Below are 21,670 nucleotides of genomic sequence, written 5' to 3'. Positions count from 1 at the left end.
TTTAAAAATTCACATTTAAACCGACCGATATTGTTTTATTTAACGGATAGTTATATCCATAATCTCCTAGACCTCCTTTTGCTGGATCTGGGTTAGAATAGAATTCGGGATCCATGTGTTTTAATTTTGTAATCGTTAGCAGGTTATATGCGTTCATATAGATTCTCACATTCTTCAGATTTGCTTTACTTAACCATTTTGAAGGAAGTGAATATCCAAGCTCTAGTGATTTCAATCGAATATAGGCTGCGTTTTGAATATTAAATTCGGAATTATAGTTGGGGCTGGTACCAGTAAAGGCATAGTCACCTGTTATCCATTCTGTAGAAGGATCATAAGGACTCGCATCAGCATTTGCTGGTCTCCATCTATTTAAAAATTGAGTTAAGGCGTTAGTATCCGACCATAGTGGTTGATATAGAAACTCACGAGCAGCAAAATAACGCTTTCCAGCTCCCTGCCATAACATATTAAAATCAAAGCCTTTCCAGCTCGCTGAGAGTGTGATACCATAGTTAATTAAAGGAACCATTCCATTTGTCGCCAATGGATGGACGTCCAGATCACTGATCATTCCATCTCCATTCCAGTCTTCGTACTGATAGTCACCAAGGGTAGAGCCTCTATTAATATATGTTTCATTGTAATAGAGTTGATCCCAGTTGGTTAGTATGCCATTATCACTGTATCCCCACCAGATATTATTATAGCGTTGGTTGTTGTTTTGGCGCCAGTTTAAATAAGAGTTTCCAGCTTTTGCTTGTTCGAAATGTAATGTTTTTACTCTTGTATACGACATGTTTCCAGAAATCCTATAAGTCACATCATTCCATTTATTGGCATGATGAAGTTCGATCTCTAATCCTCTCGTTAAATCACTATTTAGGTTTTCCTGCGGTTGGTTAGCACCAACTATACCAGGTAATGATTGACTTCTCGTAGCAAGAAGTCCTTGTCTTTTACGTTGAAATAACTCCAATGTACCCCCTAGTTTTCCTTTCCAAGCATCAAAATCTAACCCTAGGTTAAACATGTCAGATCTGTACCAAGTAATGGCTTTGTTCGCAATACCTTTATCACTGGAACTATTAATGAAGCTGCCATCAAATACAGATCCTGAAGGGAGACCTGAACTGCTACCACCTACAGCAGGGTAGTAGTAGCCTGTTAAAAAGTTATATTCATTTGTTGCTGCATCATCCAACATTCTACCATAAGATGCTCTTATCTTCAGTAAGTTTATGAAATTTAAAGGAGAGTTTTTAAAGAAGTCCTCTTCAGATAATAACCAACCAGCCATTACTGCAGGTGTGCCAGCCCAACCGGATTGACCAGAAAAACGAGAAGACGATTCATATCTATACGTAAATTCAGAAAGATATTTGCTTTTGTAATTATAGCTTAATCGTCCAATGTAAGCATTATATGCGTAATCATACAGAGAGGCACTGCTAACACTCTGGTTCATTTGCATTTTTTCTGTTATACCTGCAAAAATTTGATCCAGTGGTAGCGCAAGTTGTCTATTGCCGTAAAAATTATCACCTTGACGATGCGTGTCTTCAAAAAGAACTGTAGACGATATGAAGTGGTCTTTAAACTGTTTTTCATACCCTAATTGAACATTCCACAGCATGGCATCTTTACCATAAAAATACCTAGCTACGTTATTTGGTGCATTGCTTTGTGCATTCCAAGTTTTTGGATTTCCCCCTGAATCATAGAGTTTATAGGCTTTTGAATATTCCTTATTATCATTCAGGGTGTAATCGTAACTATATAAACCTTTTAAATACATTCCTTCTAGGAATGGTAAATCATATCGTAATGAAAAATTAGATTGAAACCATTTACTTTTATACTCGTTTCCACCAACTAGATCACGATTCATCATTGCGGCTGGATTTTGAAGTCCTCCATTGGATGGTTGCCAGTACATTGTTTTCGCATCATCATAGAAAACTTTGTCCATTGGTTGCATAAGCCACATTGATCGAATGATATCAGAAGCGCTGAATACAGAAGATGTTCTTTCATCCATAATTCCTGCAAGGTTCATATCGAATTTCAAATTATCAGTGATTTTGGCAGACAGATTAGAACGTATATTAAACTTTTTGTAATCGATCGCATTGGTTCTTAAAAAGCTTTCCTGAGTCTGCATGCCTAAGCTGGAATAGAATGATATTTTTTCACTCCCTCCAGACGCATTAAGCGTATGGGATTGCTGTGGTGCACTTTCTCTAAATATTTCTGAGACCCAATCCGTGCTCTTTAATTCTCCACTTCTGTATTTTTCAATTTGTTCTTGTGTATAGGGACGCGTTGAATTGTCTACATTGTGCGAACTACGTTCGTTATACAATGTCATCCAATCGACTGCATTCACAAGTTTAGGGAAATTGGAAGGTCGTTGCCATTGGTAATTACCCGAGTAACTCAGATCTATTTCACCTGGTTTTCCTTTTTTTGTTGTTATTAAAATTACTCCATTCGCCGAATTGACACCGTATATTGCAGCTGAGGCATCTTTTAATACCGATACACTTTCTATATCTTCTGGATTAAGACGAGCCATGTTGTTACGTGGGACACCATCAACGATAATCAAAGGAGCTCCAAGACCACGTATATCCATGGAATTATTAAACTGGCCTGGTTCGGCGGAATTTTGGACAACTCTCAATCCGGGTATTTTTCCAGTCAGCATATTCGGCAGACTTTCATTCTTTGTCGTGGTTATCTCTTTTCCCTTAATGGCAGAGACAGCCCCTGTTAATGTTTTTTGCTTTTGTTGACCGTATCCTACGACAATAACTTCCTCAATCATTTTATTGTCATGTTCTAGTATGACTTCAATGTTGCTAGCATTGGATATGACACGCTCTTGTGGGGTATAACCCACATATTGGAAAGTAAGCTTACTTCCAATTGTAAGAGCAATAGTGAATTGACCATCGGCATTACTGGTTGTGCTATTGTTGCCATCTTTCTGACGAATAGAAACACCCCTGAGCGGTCCGTTAGTGTCCTTTACCACACCTCGTATGGTGACAGGTTGTTTGTCCTGTCCAAATAATGCTGTAACCAACAGTAACAGCATTAATGTTATAACTGTTATTCTGTGCATTTATTTAAAGGTTTTAGGAGAATTAATAAATAAGATCTCTTGTGAATGTGTTTGTTACTCATTGCTTTATGGTTTATTTATTTGGTGAATAATATGGTGTCGTTATGCATCAACTATTACTTAATACTTCAATCCAAAGACAGCAGAATGCAAGGATTTGAGTTTATTCTAATTGGTTATTTTATTGGTTATTTATTCTTAACAATTAAATGTTCATACAAATATAGTTTGTAAGTATTTTATATCAAAATAAATTTAGTAGATTTTTGTTTTTTATGAAAAAATCACACAACTGTCTTATGTTTATAGTCTAATTTTAACCATAAAACACTGTTAATATTGTTTTTATTAATGAAAATAAGATTTGTTGATAATTTTAGATTAGATAAGGTAATTTTTTTGTATGTATAAACAAACTGCTGATGTAGGTGTTAATTATGATCAATCTTAAGAAATGCAAAATCATAGGCACCCATAGCAATAGCTTGATTCGTACCCAATGATGAGACAGTTATCCCAGTTTGTTTTATTGTATTGAATAGTTGATTTATCCAATATCTTCATTTTTCCTTCAGATAGGAAGCGATTATCTGATCTATCTGTGTAGAATTTTTCTTGATCATCAGTATTTTCAGAAGAATACTTCCATTGGTTTGAAATGGAAGTATTCTTCTGAAAATACAAGCAAAAAGGTACTATTGCCTGTTTTTAGGTGAGAACTTAAAAGCTATGAATAACAGGTAGATTACGAGGAATAATAGGAGAGAGAAACCAACTGTGATAGTTGTTTTTTGTGCAATGAATCCCAATATTGGTGGAATGATTGCTCCTCCAGCAACCCCCATAATCATCAACGATGACACTTCATTTTGATCATTCGGTTTGAGTTGAAGTGCAAAGGTAAATAAGATAGAAAAGACGTTTGCACAGCAGAACCCAATAATAATGATTCCTAGGTATATTGTCCAATCTTTGTGCGTGAACAGGAGTAAACATACCCCTAGGATGGCAGTAAGCATATTAATTTTTAAAAAACCTGCAGGCGGTATGCGTAAAAGCAGTATGGATCCTAAAAATGCTCCAGCAATACGTGCACCGAAGTACAAACTTGAACTTAATCCTGCTTTGCCAGTTTCTATACCTAATTTCTGTATGAGGAGTTGTGCAGAGAAAGTATTCATGGAGACATCTAAGCCAACGAGAAGCAGTATGCCCATAAAAAGCAGCACGATATTTCTGTCATTTAAATGCCCAATTATTTTACTAAAACTAGATGTCTCTACTTTCATTATCTTTTCTTTTATAGGGGTGATAATGAGGTAAAAACCAGTAGCTGCTGATATGGAAGCGTATGTCAGCAATGCAAGCTTCCAATTTCCATAGTATGATGCGGCAAAACTTGCTAATATAGGACCTAAAAAGGAAGCGATAGCTTTTGTAAATTGACCGAAAGTAAGCATACCTGCAAGCTTTTGATCGCTCACAATATTTGTTACCAGCGGATTTATTGCTACCTGTAGAATGGTATTACTTATTCCTAAAAGAACAAAAGCAAAGAGAACAATGGGAAATGAATAGTGCAATGATGGTAAGATCAGTGCGATGGTATTTATTCCGATAGCAAATGCTACCGTGTTTTTTTGTCCATATTTATTCATAAGGAGACCTGCTGGTATTGAAAATACGGCGAACCATAAAAATACCATCATTGGCAACGCAGAAGCCGCGAATGCATCTAAATTAAAATCTTTACTAACGAAGTTCGTGGCGACACCTACGATGTCAACCATGCCCATGACAAAAAAGCTAAGCAGTATTGGGGGGAGTATTCTGGAGTAAGTTACGTTGTTTTCCATATCTTTTAAATCTATGCTTTGAAACGGACATATGCTTTTATTGTCATGCATTCTTTTCCTTCTGATTTTCCATAAGGTCTTATGCTGTATTTTCCAAGGTGCGCAGGGATAATAAATGTTTCAGCATAATGCACAATAAAAGATTCGAAGCTAGCGTCTAAGCTTTCCACTATTGCTTCTTCGCCTGCTACTAGATTCAGAACATTTACACTTTCTTCGGTCTCGTGAATAACTGTTTTGCTAAACCGGTGCCTTCTGGTTTCAATAAATTGATGGTTATGAAGCCCTGTTCTTTCTTCTTCCCATCCCTCACCAGTAGCCATAGGCTCAATCGTATTAACGAGGTTTTGCATGGTGTAATCGTAATCCCTTTCCCAGTTTATTACTTTTAGACCCCGTTCTACATTAATTGGACGTGGTTTTCCATCCAATCCTAGTCTTCCCCAATCCCACATTTTAAAAGTAAAATGATTAGGTGTTGCACTTATTTCTAAGACCAAAGCTTCTGGACCTGAGCAATGTACCGTCCCTGCTGGAATTAAAAAATGATCGTGTTTTTTTGCTGCTATTTTATTGGAATATTTTTCTGCATCGAATGGTTTGACATTATTCTGAGCATCTCGGAGATCCTGAGACATCTGCTCCTTGTCCACACCATTTTTAAGTCCTAAGTAGACTGTGGCACCTTCTTGCGCATCTAGGATATAATAACTTTCGTCCTGGGTATAATTCATTCCGAAATGCTTTTGTATATAGTGCGTGGTAGGGTGTACTTGAAAACTTAGGTATCCACCACCGACTGTGTCCAGAAAGTCAAATCGGATTGGAAAATCTTTCCCAAAACGGGATTCTACAGGTCCGCCCAACAAGGCTTTGGCACGTAGTAACACCAGATTAAGAGACGGAAGTTCAAAGGTAGTTCCTTCTATTGAAAACAAGAGGCTATTTTCCTCAGGGACACAGTCAAAACACCAACCATAATTGATGATCTCTCTATCAAGGTCGCAGACATCCTTCATCCATTGTCCTCCCCATGGAGCAGGAGCAAAGAAAGGTACCACGCGAAAAGGACGATTTACTGTTGCATCAATGCCACGCATAAAGGTTTCTTTGTCTATCAGTTTAGGTGAACCTTCTATATGTGTATCTAGCCAATAAGCTATTCGATCGAATAGTGATTCTTTGTGAGCGTCACAAATTAACCAATCATTGAAGTAACATCTTTTGTGCTGACTTTCGAAAGGCTCCTTGCTGTTGTCAATTCCTATCGCGTGGACGTTACCTTTGCGCATTCGAAGTTGATGTTCCCAACGGGCTAGATCTGCATAAACCAATGTTGCATTATCAGGAGCAAGTAAAGAAGCACCTGTTCCTAGCACTAAGATTGTTCCTTCAGTATGTTTAAGTTGTTCTTGAGCAGCAGCCAATAATGTTTGGTCAAAGTAGTCTACAAGCCTTAGCGGTGTCACATAACCAAATAACGTATCTTCTGTTACGTATGAAGCTGTCATTTTCAGAATTTCTGCTTCTGTTTTTAGTAGATCATGGGTAAAAATGACAGTATCTGGTTGTAATGCTTGCAGAGCATCAGCTATTTCCGTTTCATATACGCCTACATACATATCCAAAGCCAATAGTTGATTGGTTTTGAGTAGAGGAGCTAAAATATCGCAGATTTTGTTCCAACCTAGATGTATCTGACCAGATATAGATGTAGCAGGATGCTTGTCATAATTTGAACTTCTATTTTGATAATTCATTTTATAATTTTAATGTATGAACAAAGTTAGTATGTGCAAATATATAATTTATTTCAACTTCTCAAACTGTTTTTGAATAAATATTATTTATTTCATACTTTTATCAAAAAATGTCTGTTATTTAATATCATTCGTGTACATGGAAAACAATTCAGTTGATAAAAAAGAGTTAGATCCTCTTCATATTCAGGCAGAAGCATATCTTCGACAATTGATCGAAAAAGAAGAGTATAAAAGTGGGAAGCTACTACCTACCGAAGTTGAGTTAGCAAAAATGTTGAACATTTCAAGGAATACATTGAGACAAGCTATCAATAAGTTGGTATATGAAGGTTCGCTATTACGGAAGAGGGGCCATGGAACTAAGGTTGTACGGAAAGGTATTGTCGGAGGTGTCAAAAATTGGTTAAGTTTCTCTCAGGAAATGAAAATGTTAGGGATAGAGGTCAAGAACTTTGAACTCTACATTCGCTATAGTGATGCTCCTGCGGAAATATCTAATTTTTTTATGCTGGAAGAAAAAGGGAGCAGCAAATGTTTGCTGATGGAACGTGTTAGGGGCAATACCAACTATCCATTTGTATATTTTGTTTCTTATTTTAATCCTAGTATACCCTTATCGTCCGATGAAAATTTCAATCGTCCATTGTATGAGATTTTGGAGAAAGATTTTGGTGTAGTTGTGAAGACTTCGAAAGAAGAGGTTTATGCACGTTTAGCAGGCGATCTTGTGGCACAAAAGCTCGAAATCAAAGCTAGTGACCCTATTTTGGTACGAAAGAGATTTGTATATGATGATAAAGGAAATCCTGTCGAATACAATATTGGCTATTATCGTGCAGATAGTTTCACTTATACTATTGAAGCTGAGCGATAGCTTCAATGGTATAAGGATATCGTTTACATACTTTTCTCAAAAGGTTTTATCTGTTCTTTTAGTGTTTTTATGATCTTACCATAACTTGGCTTGTTATATACATTATTAGTTTCCTGTGGATCTTTTTTCAGATCATAAAATTCCCAATGATCAAATTCGGATAGTTTAGTTTTGGGATCTATATTTTTCCAATGTATTAATTTATAACGATCGGTTCTCACGCCATAGTGCGGACGTACAGCACCCACAGCGGGATAGTCGTAATAAGCGTAATACAGCATATCTCTCCACTTCAGGTTTTTATCTTTCTTTAATATAGGTATAAGTGATTTTCCATCCATATCTTTTGGGATCGCTACACCGGCTACATCAAGTATTGTAGGGGCAAAGTCAATATTTTGTACCAGTTTATCACTACGCCATCCGCCTTCAATTTGACTAGGGTAGGACATGATCAAGGGTGTTCTGAAGCTCTCTTCATACATAAATCGTTTATCATAAAGTCCATGTTCTCCCATGAAAAAACCTTGATCTGAAGTGTAAACAATCATTGTGTTATCCTCAAGACCATTTTGCTTTAAGTAATTTAATATACGACCTACTTCCTCATCAACAGATTTAACCGTTTTGCAATAATCCCGAATGTAGCGTTGGTATTTCCAACTGACTAGCTCTTTGCCTGTAGGTTTATTTAGTAAAAAATCGCGATGAATGTTTTCATAAGCTTTATCCCATATAGCACGTTGTTCTCCATCGAGTCTATTCATCGCCAATGGCCAGCTATCTCTAATATAATCCTGGGTGGGTACATCCTTCAGCGCTTCTACTTTTAAATCAAACGCGTAGCCCAAATGATTAGCAACACTCAACTCATGGACTTTCATCTGTTCACCACGGGTTTTGTAATCGTCAAACAGAGTAGGGGGTTCTGGAAATGTTACGTCTTCATACGCATTTAAGTATTTGAGATCGGGCATCCAATTGCGATGAGGAGCTTTGTGTAATATGACAAGACAGAAAGGTTCTTCCTTGTCTTTTTCTTTATCTAACCAGGCAAGTGCATGATCTGTAACTAATGTTGTCGCATAGCCTTTTTCTTGGATATACTTGCCATTTGTAGATGAGTTTCTAAATGTCGGATTATAATAATCTCCTTGATCTTCAAAAATATCATAGTATGTAAACCCTTTCGGTTCTACAGGGAGATGCCATTTTCCGAATACAGCTGTGTGATAACCAGCTTTTTGTAAATATTCTGAATAGAACATTTTGCTGCTATCTAGACCATAGCCAAAATGAGTTTGTCCATGATTTTTACTATACATACCAGTAAGTAATGTGGCCCTACTTGGTGTACATATAGAGTTCTCCACAAATGCTTGATCAAATACGACTCCCTTTTCTGCTATTCGGTCTATATTAGGTGTTGGTGCAAGTTGCGAGATAGGATGCCCATAGGCACTGATTGTCTGAAAGGAATGGTCATCCGACATGATCCAAATGATATTTGGCTTTTTGGATTTCTTTACTTTTGTTTGCGCATCAGCGATTTGAGTGTTAATAAACAAGCTAGAAAACAACAGCAATAAGAAGTTATTTCTCATATCTCCTTTAGTTTAAAGTTATTTTTTAGTGATAAACTTTAATTCTCCTCCCTTGACAAGATCATCAAATCTGATCTCGATCCCTTTTACCCGTTTGTTGTTGAAGTAAGTGGATTGAATATAGATAGCATCGTCACTTTTCTTTTCTGTGAGTATGTCTATTTTCTTTCCGGAATAGTAATCAGGGTTTAGTGTTATACTGATTTTATTGAACAAAGGGGTGCTAAATTGAAATGTAGGTGTTTCTGCTGTCAGTCCTTTAACATCAAAAATACCCATTGCAGCCATGACATACCAGGCACCCAATTGGCCTTGATCTTCATCTTGACCGAATCCATAACCATGTACATCGGATACACCATAGAATTTGTCACATATAGCTCTAACCCATTTTTGGGTTAAGTCAGGTCTACCTGCAAAGTTAAAAAGCCAGGATGCATGTAGATTTGGCTGATTTCCATGATTATAAACTGCTTGAAGCCCTGAGAAGGCATCGAGTGTAGTGCCTCCTCCAAAATAGTCCGCTTCAGATAAAAGCATAATACTATCTAAGCGATTTACAAATTTCTTTTTACCCATTCTATTGATCAATTGCTCAATATGATGGGGCACATAAAAGGTATATTGTATAGCGTTCCCTTCTTGAAATCCTCGCCACGGTTCCTGGGGTTTAAATTGATCGATAAATACCCCGTTACTATCTTTTGGTCGGATCAAGTCCAAATGATCATCATAAAGAAAGCGCCATCCATTAGCCAGTTTTTTTAACTTTCTATAATCATCTTTTTTGCCTAACGTCTTTGCAAAATTAGCAACCGCATAGCTGCTGAACGCATATTCTAATGTGTGAGAAGCCGCAAATCCTGATCCTTCTGATGTCGTTTGCATACGAAGCTTTTCTGAATAAGGAGAGTATCCTTTATTTACGAATTGGGTAACATCAAGTTTACCTGCTCCCGCTAGACGATTATTACCGTCCAACTCATTTTTTAAGGCTGCCTGATACGCTAATGGAACATCAAAATCTCTAATCCCAACATTATGAGCCGCAGCAATTGCCAGGCTAGTAAAATTTGTACCTACACCAGATACATATCTGCTCGCTGCAATCCCATCACCAAGCCATCCCGCATCCTTGTATACAAGGAGCTGACTGTTGATCCAGTCATTATAGTATTCAGGATATACCAAAGACCATAATTGTGTCAGGTTCCAGAACGCTCCCCATATAGCGTCCGTATTATAATGTTGGTGTTTAGGAACATTGTTCCTGTCCGTAGGAATATAGCCGATACTACCATCATTTTTTGGATATGCACCATTACAATCACTCGCCAGACCTCGCCCTAATAGCGCGTGATAAAGCCCGGTATAAAATTTTATCTTGTCATCATGTTTGCCACCCTCTACCTGTATACGTCCGAGCATACCATTCCATTCTTGCGAAGCGAGGGTTTTAGCCTGATCGAAAGAAATTCCATCAGCTTCCTGACTTAAGTTTTTTCGGGCATTTTCTACCGAAGTATACGATAAACCTGCTTTGACCGATATCATTTCTTGATCGTCTGTATTGAAAGTTAGGTATAAACCGGCTCCCACACCATCTTCAGTAGACTTTCCCTGATTTTTAACTTTCCCTTTAAAGGTTCCCCATGAGCTCGGTTTTTTATCGATCACAGCAGAAAAATACATCTTTACATCTGCTCCTTTTTGATAAATATCCACATAAACAGGATTCGTGATCACATACCCTTCGATTCTGTAATTGCCATCATACTCGACATGAGCGTTTAGTACAGGGCCGCTTTCTCCCTGTCTATTTCCAATATCAAATAGAATATGCGATTGTTTAGATCGTGGAAAAGTGTAGCGATGGAAAGCTACCCGTTTAGTTGCTGTCAATTCAGCCCTTACTTGATGTTTTTTCAAGTACACCGCATAATAACCTGGTTGAGACACTTCGTCCTTCTTGTCAAATAAAGATCGATATCCATCATCTGGTGTTTCCAGTTTTCCTGGATATGTTACCAATTCGCCAGTAGTAGGAGCGAACACTATGCCGCCGATTTGAAATTCATGAAAATTTGGAAAACCCTCTATAGAATTGTGATGAGGATCATACCCCACAGCCTGCCAACCTCCAGCATTTCCATAGTGTCCATTGGTAGAAGGACCTGCTTTTGCCATTCCAAAAGGAACAGATGCTGGTGCAAAGTGAAACCACCTCGAGTGTGCAGTCCCTATATCTGTCTTTACATAGGTTGTCCAATTTTGTGCAGAAGAATTTTGAATGGAAAATCCTGATAATCCAATCGTTAGAAATAATATAGAAAGCAATTTCTTTTTCATATTTTCACTTTATTTAAGGTAATCAGGATATTTCATTACTATTCTACACCCCAATTCATGTTCGGTGTTGCGCCCATTTCCAACACAAGATTCCCTCCTTTGAGTAGTTCCTTTGCTGAGAATTTAAAGCTCTTAAGAGGGGTGCCGTTTAAGGTTGCCTGTTGTACATACACATTTTTACGGGATGCATTTTTTGCGTTGATGACGAATTTTCCACCTCTATTGTATCTGTTACCGAGATCGATTTCAATATTTTCAAACATAGGGCTACCGATTTCGTAAATAGGGTCTACACTAGCTCCACCATCAGTCTGAAATAAACCTAATGAAGCCATGATAAACCAAGCACTCATTTGACCTTGATCTTCATCTCCAAGATAGGCATTCGCTTGACCACTACCATAGTAACGATCTACGATAGAACGCGACCACTTTTGTGTAAGCCATGGTTTGCCAACCCAGTTGAAAAGAAATGCAAAATGCATCGATTGTTGATTACCCTGTACGACTGGAAAATCCCAATATTGATCGTTAGGGGCATTATATCGCCAAGGTTCACTTACTTTAAATCCCCACTCCAAACGTTCTAAAAATTTATCTTTTCCAATATAATCAGCCAATCCCTTGACATCCTGAGGTACGAAGTAAGTCAGCTGCCAAGCATTTCCCTCCACATAGTGTTCGTTTTTACCAGAGCGGAAAGGATCAAAAGGTGTTTCAAACTTTCCTTCGCTATTTTTAAGTCGTGCATAGCCCGTTTCCCTATCCATGGCATTCTTCCACCAATTTCCGCGATCACTATAGATGGCATACGCTTTGTCTTTACCTAGAGATTTTGCGAATTGAGATACTGTCCAATCATCGTAAGCATATTCTAACGTATTAGAAAACCTTCCCTTATCTGTAGGTACATATCCATATTTTAGGTACGCTTTTAAATCCCTGTTACCAGCAAATCCACCTGCTACCGGTTGCGCAGGAGTCGTTTGCATCTTATTTGCTGCTTCAAAAGCCTTCTCGCTATCAAAGTCACGGATCCCCATTTGATAAGCACTTACAATCAATGGTATTTCATGTTCCGCTACCATAACTGGAATATATTTCATTCCAGCAGGGCCTTTAGCCAGCCAACCGTTTGCGTCATACATCGCCAATTGGGAATTGACCCAACGTGACGACCACTCAGGTATTACCAGATTCCAAAATTGATTTAAGTTCCAAAACGTATTCCAAAAGGCGTCACAACCTAATGCCCGATGTTCAGGATTTTGTAACGTATGCTTCGTATTATCAGGTCCAACCCAGTCTCCATTAATATCGCTCCAAGTGTTTCTACTACAGATCGATCGATACATGTTGTTGTAGAATCTTATTTTTTCATTTCTATCGTTGCTCTGTATCTTGATGCGGTCTAAGTAACCATTCCAAACAGCTATTTGATTTGCTTCAACATTTTCAAAGTTCCATCCAAATGGGTCTGTAATTTCCTTTTTTAAATTTTCAGCGGCGTTTTCAATCGATACCATAGATATTCCTGTTCGCGCTTGTACGACAGCATGATCCGAGGTTTCGAACTCAACAAACATTCCGGCATCTTTAAGATTTTTACCGCTGATGGTCGATATACCTTGTTTTACATCATTATTAACCCATCCTCCTACATTTTTGATAGGCTGGTCGAACTCAATGACAAAATTCACCACATAGTTTTGATCCGCATCATTGCTCCACACATGAGGTCGGGGAGATAGCTGATGACTACTGCCTTCAATACGATAGTCACTGACTTTATTTATTTTAACATCGAGTAGCTGATAGTCGTATTCCGCATTGATGTGCATATCGATCATTACTCTACCATCTTTATCTTTTGGAAAGGTATAGCGAGAAAAGCTAGCCCTCGTTGTAGCAGTCATCTCTGCTTTAATATTATAATCAGTTAGTAAGACCTCATATTTACCGATCTGCGCACGCTCGGTAGACTTGTCAATCGCCGATCTATATCCAGACTTACTGTTGTCTTTTTCATCACCGATTTTAGTTTTTAGAGGTCCATTTACTGGCATTAATCCAAGTCCTCCCATCGTCCATTCGTGAATATGGCTAAATGTACCTACCGATTCAAAAGTAGGTTGATATCCTGCTTGCCAACCCGCATTTTGGTTATCAGGACTAATTTTTACCATACTAAAAGGCATCCAAGGACCAGGGGCAATCATCCAGCGGGAGTGAGCTGTACCAGTTTTGGTATCTACATAGTTGGCCAAAGTTTGTTGTCTCTTTTTACTTCTCCAGACAATGCCTTCCTGTTCGACTTTACCATTAACCAGAACTTTATATTTGCTTTTTCTATCCTTTGATACTGCAGGCATCAAAGCCTCAAAAATATAGCGTCCTGTGTCCAGTTTAGAACTGAAAATCTCTTTGTCATCCAGAAGTACACTTAATTCAGGATTCTTTTCCAGATGTTCAACATCCAATAGTAGGGGTTGATATCTTTTATCATGTTGTTGTATTTCATAATCAGCTGTTGACACCTGACGGATGAAAACCTGATCATGCTCAAGCAATTTTGTTCCATCTGGTCCTTCTAGCTTTAATTGATCGAATATAATCCAAGATCCCTCTAGTACAGAGATACTCACTGTATTGCCTCCTTCTTTAAGATCGGCGCTGGTTAATTCCAATTCCAATATGGATTCCTTGGCATTAGAAGTGTTTCCAGTTAAAGATTCTTCTGACCCGTTATTGGATAATCTAAATGTCTTACTTTTATTATTTATGGACAATTTAACCACAGTTTGTTGCTTATGATTATCTACCAAGTCTAATACTAGCTTCCATTTTTTATTTTTGGCTACCTTGCCAAGTCCAAAAAGTACATTAACATCGTGTGTACGCCAACCTGATGTTGGTCCAGTACCACCCCAAGAATCCGATGGCCCAGGTAGTACATAGGGAAAATCTTGGTTGATTTGAGAATGACCCAATAGGAAATAGCGATCTTCATAACCAAAATCTTTTTCCAAAAAGCGTTTATACTCGTTTGGAGCTAAGGAAAATTCTCTAGCATTGTTGTTATTTTCACCTAATTGCCAGATAATGTGTTCTGCTTTACCATTGCAGACAAAAGACAAGTTGAGCAAGAAAAAGAGTAAAATCGGTTTATAAGTCATAATTGATGATTATTTTTAATGTATGAACATTTAGAATATGTTCAAATGTATATTGAAAATTTTAATAATGCAAATACTCCAACAAAAAAAATACGAACTTAATTGATGATAGTCAAATTTAAAGTGTAGGTAAGGAATTGTTAAAAGCGGCCTTATAAGATCCAGCTGAATTATCCAATACAAATTAATGTTATTCTGAATAAACAAGTAGATCTGAATTGTAATATTAAAGTATCGAACCTCTGATCGATTTTGAAATCAATAACTTTTGGTCAATGAAAACTAAACAGACAATTATGTGAACCTAATCTTGTATAATGAAAAATATAAATAAAACAGTCAATGAGTTTTGAGACGCTGGTAATTTAGATGTATTCAGAGACGTAATCTCGGTAATTTTTGAAGCTATTGTGGTTTCAAGTTGCAAGATATGATTGTATGAATTCGCTGCATACACTTCAGATGGAAGGAGAGCAATGCATGATAAGAATTGCACAATTAGAAATTTTTTAGATAATTCCATAGATGCCTTTTTTCAGAAAATACTACATAAATATGGTCATCATTTATCTGACAAAGTAGCTAGCGATAATCAAGTCCTATATTTGAGATGATGGTAAGTTAGAAAGCCTGAATTTTAATTCAGCACTAATTGAAAAAAGGTGTTTATTCTTTACTTAATATTGAAAATGAAAAATACAATGGCTTTCGACAAAAAAGTGAAATGTCTCAATTTTTCAAAAAAAACATATGATGTTAGTGTTTCTCACTTTTTATAAAATTCCCCTCTTCATCATAATGTTTCCATAATCCTGTTAGGATACCATTCTTAAATTTTCCAACACCTTCTATTTTACCATTGCTATGAAAAATTTTATATTCACCATCTTTGATATGATCATTTTCATACTGTATAATCGCATAAAGATTTCCACTCTTATGATAGAATTTCCATTCTCCATCCCGATTATCATTGTCATAAACTCCAATTTCTTTTAATAACCCATTTGCTTTAATAGTTTCATTGGGATAGTCTTCATTTTCAAAATAATACTGCCACTGCCCGAATTTCTTTCCAGATTTATAATACCCTATACTTTCTATAGAACCATTCTTATGAAAAGATTTCCATTCTCCAATAGCAATTCCATTTTTATATTTACCAATTTTGGCCAAGGTGCCCGTTTCATAGTAGTATTTCCATTCGTCAGTTGCTTCACTATCTTTATATTTTCCAATGCAAAATAATTGGTCATTATCATAATATTCTCTCCACTCATCGATTTTATCTCCTTTTTTATCAACCTTCCCATACTCCTTTATTTTACCGTTTTCAAAAAATAATTTATGATCGGTCTGTGAAAAAGCAAAGTTGTAAAAAAAAAGAAAAAGGGAAAGAGTCATTATTTTTATCATCTTTTATATTTTTAGACTATTGAGGAAGTTTATCAAATGACGTAAATTGAAGACGAAAAGCACCATTTTACCCGATGATTATTAAAAACTATTGATATAGTTGCAATATACATCCTAATTGACTGAAAACTTCTATTATCAGAAATAATATTGTTGACATAGATCCTTTTAGAATGTCACAATAATTCTATATTCTTATTGTTTTCATTTGAAGTTATTTAATAATTTTTTTTTGTATTACCATGATAAGTACATTTTTAGAGCTTAAATACAACGTAGCCAATTTAGGTAATCTTTCCATAAAGCCCTTAGGGTTGCATGCTAAAAATTTAACTGCCACTTGTTTTTTTAAATATAAAAATAAAGTAATTCAATCCAAAATTAAGTTTAAGTCTTTTTCTCTCAAATAGAGTTATTTTTTTCCAATATAATAAAATGGAAGAATATCAAAGTAGACAGTAATATTGATAGTAAAAATAAACAAAATATTTTAACTATCTGATTTACAATATTTTGTTTTTATTTTATGAACCTACTGGAATTAGTTCAGACCCCAAATATCAAAACACTTACCTGAGTCTCTTATAGATCGAACCCATCCCAACTCCTCTGTTCGAATCCGATTACGTTAAACAAGAAAAGCTAATCGCAAAATTAGCTTTTCTTTGGTGATCCCGTTGGGAATCTGTTTTGTATTATAAAAGTGCGTTTAAAATGCGTAAGAGCGATCCCTAAAAATGGGTCACCATTTGGCTCAACATCTTTAATTTAGCTTGGTGACAAAGGTTATTTTATTTCTTCGATTAGTTCATAAATCTGAAAATCTCCTGGAATGTTTTTTATATCATTAATAATACCAGCATCCACAAAATTGAAATATTTCACAAGTCTTGCATGCGATGTTGATGATACTAAAATTTGCTTGTCCTGAGTTCTTGATTCGATTCGCGCAGCTAGATTTACAGCAGACCCTAATGCAGTGTATTGATCTCTTATTTCAGTGCCAACACTTCCAACCAAACACTCTCCAGTGTGCATACCACATCCGAGACCAATTTTTATGATTTCAGGTGTGTAAAGATTCCACTCTTTGATCCATTGCTCAAGCAAAACCTCAAATTGTAATTTCAAATCAATCGCTGCTTTGGCTGCGGACGAGGCATCCTCAATAGAATCTCTCTCTTTTAATGAACCAAAAAGAGCCATTATTCCATCACCAATAAATTTATCTAAAACACCACCATGTTGAAAAATGATTTTAGAAGCGAGGTCAAAATAGTCTTTTAAAAATTTAGCAATGGCCTCGGGAAATGCTTTTAGTATTTCACATGCCTTTGAAAAGCCTCTTATATCCCAAAAAACAATCGTTATTGTTCTACTTTTTAATGTAAGAACATCAGCATTATTTTCTAACTGCGTAAAAACTTTTGGGTCAAAGTATCTTTTTAATACAGTTACTTTTTTCTGCGATTCGATTTGATTTTCAATCATCTCGCGAAAAAACAAGGCTGTTTTTGTCTTTGCAATTATTTCGTCGGTTGTTTTTAAACCCGGAGTTGATTTTGCAATGCAATCAAATGCACCATTTTCAAACGCCGCATAACGATCCATTTTATCAGCATAAGCAGTTACCATTATGACCATTGTAAGAGGTTGCTTTTCTTTTGAACAACTCAACACCCGCATCCCACTTTGATCATCAATCATAGCAAGGTCAGTAATAATAACATCAAAATCCTCGTTTGAGATCAGTTCTTCTGCCTCATTTTCGTTTGCTGCCGTTTTAATATCATATAAAGAAGAGTCTAACTCTAATGCTCTTTTATATGCATCTGCATTTGGCTTCTCGTCATCTACTATTAATATTTTTGCCATATAATGTTTATTTTAAAGGAAGAAAAATTTCGAATATAGCTCCTTCGCCAGGTTTTCCAACCTCTTGAATTTTGCCTCCATGCGCCTCTATTGCATTTTCGCAGAAAGCTAATCCTAATCCAGTTCCATGTATATAGCTTCTCTCAAAGGGTATAAAAATTGATTTTTTCCGATCTAATGGAATACCACAACCGTGATCTGAAAAGGATATTTTTATGTAGCTTTTTGTTTTGTCAAGGTCTTCAGGTAATTCGGTTTGTGCGCAAAGATGAGTTGAGATTTCGATAGATTTGTTTTCTTCCTTAATGAAGTGCAACGAATTATTCACAATTTCTTGGAAACAATCAGTTATCTTTTTGACATCGACCTGAATATCAGGAGTAATAGCTAAATCATAGTCAATCTTAACGCCATTATCGACCGCTTTTTTCGCACAATAAACCAGAATTTCTCTTAGCTTTTCATAGTTTATTCTTTCTGTCTTTATCTCTTGGGCGATCGACAGGTTTCTAAATTCCGAAACAATAGACTTTGCTCTCTCTACTGGGATTTCCATACTTTTGATGATGTCCTGCAGCATGTCAGTTCTTCCTACGGACAGGGCTTTTCGCAGATTTGACAATTCGGAATCTATGGCATCCATAGGATTACCTAACCTATGTGCTGCTGTAAACGATAATAATTTCCATGCTGCGTCTCTTTCTAGTGTTTCAATTTTTTGTCTCTCTGCAAGAAGCATCGCATTTTTCTTTGTTAATTCTTCGTTTATAATCGTATTTTGGTTATAAAGCTCCTCATAGGAAAGCCTAACACCAGAACGAGTCAAAGAATCTGATGAAAAATATTTTCGAGCCAAGGATGAATTATTTTGAACTAGCTTTGTAATAGTATCCTGGTCCCAAAATCGAATTCTCAACGAATTGTATCTACCTCTTCGAGAATGTCTGAATTCTCGTTCATGAAATTCCTTAATCAACCTTTGAGCATACTTGTTTTTTTCGGGCAGAACTATCAATAAAGTTATGGGACTGTAGGTATTGTATCGTAAACGTCTATTTATTTCTTCATTGTATAGATTGTTATGGATATGCTCAAGAAAGAATTCAGGATCATGCAATGCAATATCGAGCATCTTTTGATTTTGTATTATTCCTGAAAATGCAATTAGCCAAAACTCTTCATATTCAAAGCCGTCTGGATCACGTTTTTTAATTGAGGTTATTGCATCAATGAAATCCTCTTTAAATTGCCATTCGAGTTTTTTATATCCCAATTGTGCTAATAATTCAAAACAAAGATTTTCGAAGTCTCTTGGACCAATTTTTTCAATGTCAACATCAACTGGAGCATCAATTTGATGGCCAATTATATTTCTCGGTGAAAAACGTTCTGGTTTTTCAGCAAATTCAATTAAAAATTGCAGTAACTGTGTTTTTAATTCTTCAGGACGGGTATAAGTCAAGAAATAGCTCTGTTTTATTGCTAATGGTAAATCTTCGAAATCTGAGTCTTTAGAAATGAACACAATCGGTTTACCCACCGCTCTTGCAATGCCGATCTCAAAAAAATCAGAGGAAGAAATACCTGAAAGATCAGACAAAACCAAATCAATATTTTTCAATAGAGCTCCAAATGATTGTGATTTCAGATTATCTAAATCTTTGGATGACTGAACAGCTATCTCGATTTGTAGAGTTCCGCTATCTATTATTTCTCTAACAAGCCTTTGAATATAATTGTTAGATCTAAAGGATGAAAAATAGAGTATTCTGATCTTTTTTTTTCTTGCCATTGTACTTACTTAAGAGTTCAGTAAATGTAAGAAAATTAGTACATCTTAATTGACATTTACCCATTATTTTATAAAACAAAAAAAGACATTAGGTTGCAACTATTATATCTCTATATTTATATTGAACTAACATTTGCCTTACCACAGATGTATTTGTGAGGCCGTTGTTTAATGATATTTTGGTATAAAGTTTAAATTATAGTAGAATAAATTTGGGGCTCGATTATATTGTTGGAGTATAATGCCCAGTAGTTTCAGATTTTGTAAATGAGGCTTGTCATTGGAAATATAGCAGTTCAATAGATTATTGTGATGGCAAAGGTTTGCTTAATATTGAATATTTATAATTGGGTTTTATGATGTACACGCAATACGCGTGCAGCAGTGAGGGGTTATTGATTTGAAGTTTTCCAGCTTGGTTGTGTTCAATTATTTTGGAAAACAAGCATGATATTTTTAAAAAAATCCAAAAATGTTTGGTTGGTATTTTTTTTTCATTTACATTTCAAATTGTATTACGAAAAATACAAATAAATTGAAGAAAACAATGATGAGATTACTATTTGGAACCTTATTAGGACTTTTTATAACTAATTGTTCTGCACAAGATTTATCAGCATATATCAATATTGAAAGCGATGTAAGTGTAAAAAAAACTGTACAGAAAAATTTTGAAATCACATCTATTGGAGCTTATTTCAACACAGTCAATAGTAAAAATGAAAAGCAGATAATTGCCTCTTATCGTGAGGTTTTGTACAAATTCGACCAGCAGGGCAATTTGATTGATAGCTTGAGTGTACCAGATGCCTCAGCGGTAATCTTCAATATACAGCCCGAAAATCACTTCATTTATTTAGAAGACGGCTATTTCCCCAATTGGATAAAAACAGGCGATAAAACCAAACGCAAATATGACAAGGAGTATAACCAAGATTTGACGATGGATGCCGATGTCTTGAAGCGATATGAAGAAGATGTACTCAATTTTGAATACAAAGACCCAGATAAGCCGATTAAAGAATATTATGATTTTTTAGACAAAAAAGTAGAAAATTTTGAATTGATAAAACTTCTCAAAAATCTTAATAACCAAGCAAATTATCGTAGAAATGTATCTTTTTCAACATCATATTCCAGCAATATTTTTGTCATTAACGATGAAGTGATTAAAGTAAATTTTCCACATGAATTAGATTATCACAGCAATAAAATAGCGGGCGAAAACATTGGTGATAATTCAAAACCTGAACTGGTTGTTATTCCTGAATTTTCGGAAGAACGAAAACCTTTTCATTTTAAAAAAGAAGAACACATAAAAAGAAATGTGAACATTTTATCAACCCATAATGGTGGTTATTGGTTAGGAACTGCATTTTACAATATGCCAATTGTAAAGGACACTCTTAAAATAAAGGTAGAAAACATTATTGAAATGGAGGAAAATAATATTAAAATCGATAGAAATATTTTTCCGGAAAACAAATATTTTGTACTTATAGAAGTACACCACGGATGGTATTTCATTAAAGAAAATTAGATGGAAAACAAAGGAAAAGAATCATTATGATTACCTGCATAATAATCTAGTAGTCTCAGGTTTTGTAAATGAGGCTTGACATTGGAAATATAGCAGTTCAATAGATTATTGTGATGGCAAAGGTTTGCTTGATATTGAATATTTATAATTGGGTTTTAATGATGCACACGAGATACGCGTGCAGCAGCGAGGGTTCAGGGCTGATTGGGACTGTTCCTGTTTTTTTACAGTAGTCAGTTTACTTGGTATAATAGAGAATATACCCAACCCTAATCCAATGCACTAACAACGATTA

General features: G+C 35.9%; 11 protein-coding genes. 2 read left to right on the top strand and 9 right to left on the bottom strand.

The annotated features are described in order from the left end of the window. Window position 1 precedes the first annotated feature (1 nt). From LZQ00_RS07685 to LZQ00_RS07675, 3 genes are all read right to left on the bottom strand, one after another. On the bottom strand, window positions 2-3,130 hold the full coding sequence (locus tag LZQ00_RS07685) for a SusC/RagA family TonB-linked outer membrane protein (protein ID WP_234514353.1): 3,129 nt from the start codon (window positions 3,128-3,130) through the stop codon (window positions 2-4). A gap of 695 nt (window positions 3,131-3,825) precedes the next feature. Next, on the bottom strand, window positions 3,826-4,986 hold the full coding sequence (locus LZQ00_RS07680) for an MFS transporter (protein WP_234514348.1): 1,161 nt from the start codon (window positions 4,984-4,986) through the stop codon (window positions 3,826-3,828). Between the two features lie 11 nt (window positions 4,987-4,997). Continuing rightward, window positions 4,998-6,746 (bottom strand): class I mannose-6-phosphate isomerase, encoded by a 1,749-nt coding sequence (locus LZQ00_RS07675; protein WP_234514346.1) that lies wholly within the window; start codon window positions 6,744-6,746, stop codon window positions 4,998-5,000. Between the two features lie 139 nt (window positions 6,747-6,885). Here LZQ00_RS07675 and LZQ00_RS07670 point away from each other — a divergent pair, with 139 nt between their 5' ends. Further along, entirely contained in the window at window positions 6,886-7,623 is a 738-nt protein-coding gene (locus LZQ00_RS07670) for a GntR family transcriptional regulator (RefSeq protein WP_234514344.1), read from the top strand. Between the two features lie 23 nt (window positions 7,624-7,646). Here LZQ00_RS07670 and LZQ00_RS07665 read toward each other — a convergent pair whose 3' ends face one another. From LZQ00_RS07665 to LZQ00_RS07640, 6 genes are all read right to left on the bottom strand, one after another. Continuing rightward, complete coding sequence (locus tag LZQ00_RS07665; protein WP_234514342.1) at window positions 7,647-9,227, bottom strand: sulfatase; 1,581 nt, start codon at window positions 9,225-9,227, stop codon at window positions 7,647-7,649. Window positions 9,228-9,245: 18 nt separating this feature from the next. Then, window positions 9,246-11,576, bottom strand: coding sequence for a GH92 family glycosyl hydrolase (locus tag LZQ00_RS07660; protein WP_234514340.1), 2,331 nt, complete (start codon window positions 11,574-11,576; stop codon window positions 9,246-9,248). A gap of 38 nt (window positions 11,577-11,614) precedes the next feature. After that, window positions 11,615-14,752, bottom strand: coding sequence for a GH92 family glycosyl hydrolase (locus LZQ00_RS07655; RefSeq protein WP_234514339.1), 3,138 nt, complete (start codon window positions 14,750-14,752; stop codon window positions 11,615-11,617). 756 nt (window positions 14,753-15,508) lie between these two features. Beyond that, entirely contained in the window at window positions 15,509-16,168 is a 660-nt protein-coding gene (locus LZQ00_RS07650) for a toxin-antitoxin system YwqK family antitoxin (protein WP_234514337.1), read from the bottom strand. Window positions 16,169-16,954: 786 nt separating this feature from the next. Further along, window positions 16,955-18,043: an adenylate/guanylate cyclase domain-containing response regulator gene (locus LZQ00_RS07645; RefSeq protein ID WP_234514335.1), complete on the bottom strand. Its 1,089-nt coding sequence runs from the start codon at window positions 18,041-18,043 to the stop codon at window positions 16,955-16,957. 7 nt (window positions 18,044-18,050) lie between these two features. Then, window positions 18,051-19,835, bottom strand: a complete 1,785-nt coding sequence (locus LZQ00_RS07640) for a sensor histidine kinase (protein ID WP_234514325.1) — start codon at window positions 19,833-19,835, stop codon at window positions 18,051-18,053. Between the two features lie 547 nt (window positions 19,836-20,382). Here LZQ00_RS07640 and LZQ00_RS07635 point away from each other — a divergent pair. Continuing rightward, a complete protein-coding gene (locus tag LZQ00_RS07635) occupies window positions 20,383-21,375 on the top strand; it encodes a hypothetical protein (protein ID WP_234514323.1) in 993 nt (330 codons plus the stop codon). Window positions 21,376-21,670 lie beyond the last annotated feature (295 nt).

This window comes from Sphingobacterium sp. SRCM116780 (assembly GCF_021442025.1).
In the GTDB taxonomy this organism is placed as follows: Bacteria; Bacteroidota; Bacteroidia; order Sphingobacteriales; family Sphingobacteriaceae; genus Sphingobacterium.
Note: the sequence above shows the minus strand (reverse complement) of the source record. Positions and strands in the feature narration are given on the sequence as shown.

Bases quoted from the DNA above. Each gene is read 5' to 3' on its own strand.
- LZQ00_RS07665 (WP_234514342.1), bottom strand. From the start codon at position 9,227: ATGAGAAATAACTTCTTATTGCTGTTGTTTTCTAGCTTGTTTATTAAC.
- LZQ00_RS07635 (WP_234514323.1), top strand. From the start codon at position 20,383: ATGATGAGATTACTATTTGGAACCTTATTAGGACTTTTTATAACTAAT.
- LZQ00_RS07660 (WP_234514340.1), bottom strand. From the start codon at position 11,576: ATGAAAAAGAAATTGCTTTCTATATTATTTCTAACGATTGGATTATCA.
- LZQ00_RS07640 (WP_234514325.1), bottom strand. From the start codon at position 19,835: ATGGCAAGAAAAAAAAAGATCAGAATACTCTATTTTTCATCCTTTAGA.
- LZQ00_RS07675 (WP_234514346.1), bottom strand. From the start codon at position 6,746: ATGAATTATCAAAATAGAAGTTCAAATTATGACAAGCATCCTGCTACA.
- LZQ00_RS07680 (WP_234514348.1), bottom strand. From the start codon at position 4,986: ATGGAAAACAACGTAACTTACTCCAGAATACTCCCCCCAATACTGCTT.
- LZQ00_RS07645 (WP_234514335.1), bottom strand. From the start codon at position 18,043: ATGGCAAAAATATTAATAGTAGATGACGAGAAGCCAAATGCAGATGCA.
- LZQ00_RS07685 (WP_234514353.1), bottom strand. From the start codon at position 3,130: ATGCACAGAATAACAGTTATAACATTAATGCTGTTACTGTTGGTTACA.
- LZQ00_RS07650 (WP_234514337.1), bottom strand. From the start codon at position 16,168: ATGATAAAAATAATGACTCTTTCCCTTTTTCTTTTTTTTTACAACTTT.
- LZQ00_RS07670 (WP_234514344.1), top strand. From the start codon at position 6,886: ATGGAAAACAATTCAGTTGATAAAAAAGAGTTAGATCCTCTTCATATT.
- LZQ00_RS07655 (WP_234514339.1), bottom strand. From the start codon at position 14,752: ATGACTTATAAACCGATTTTACTCTTTTTCTTGCTCAACTTGTCTTTT.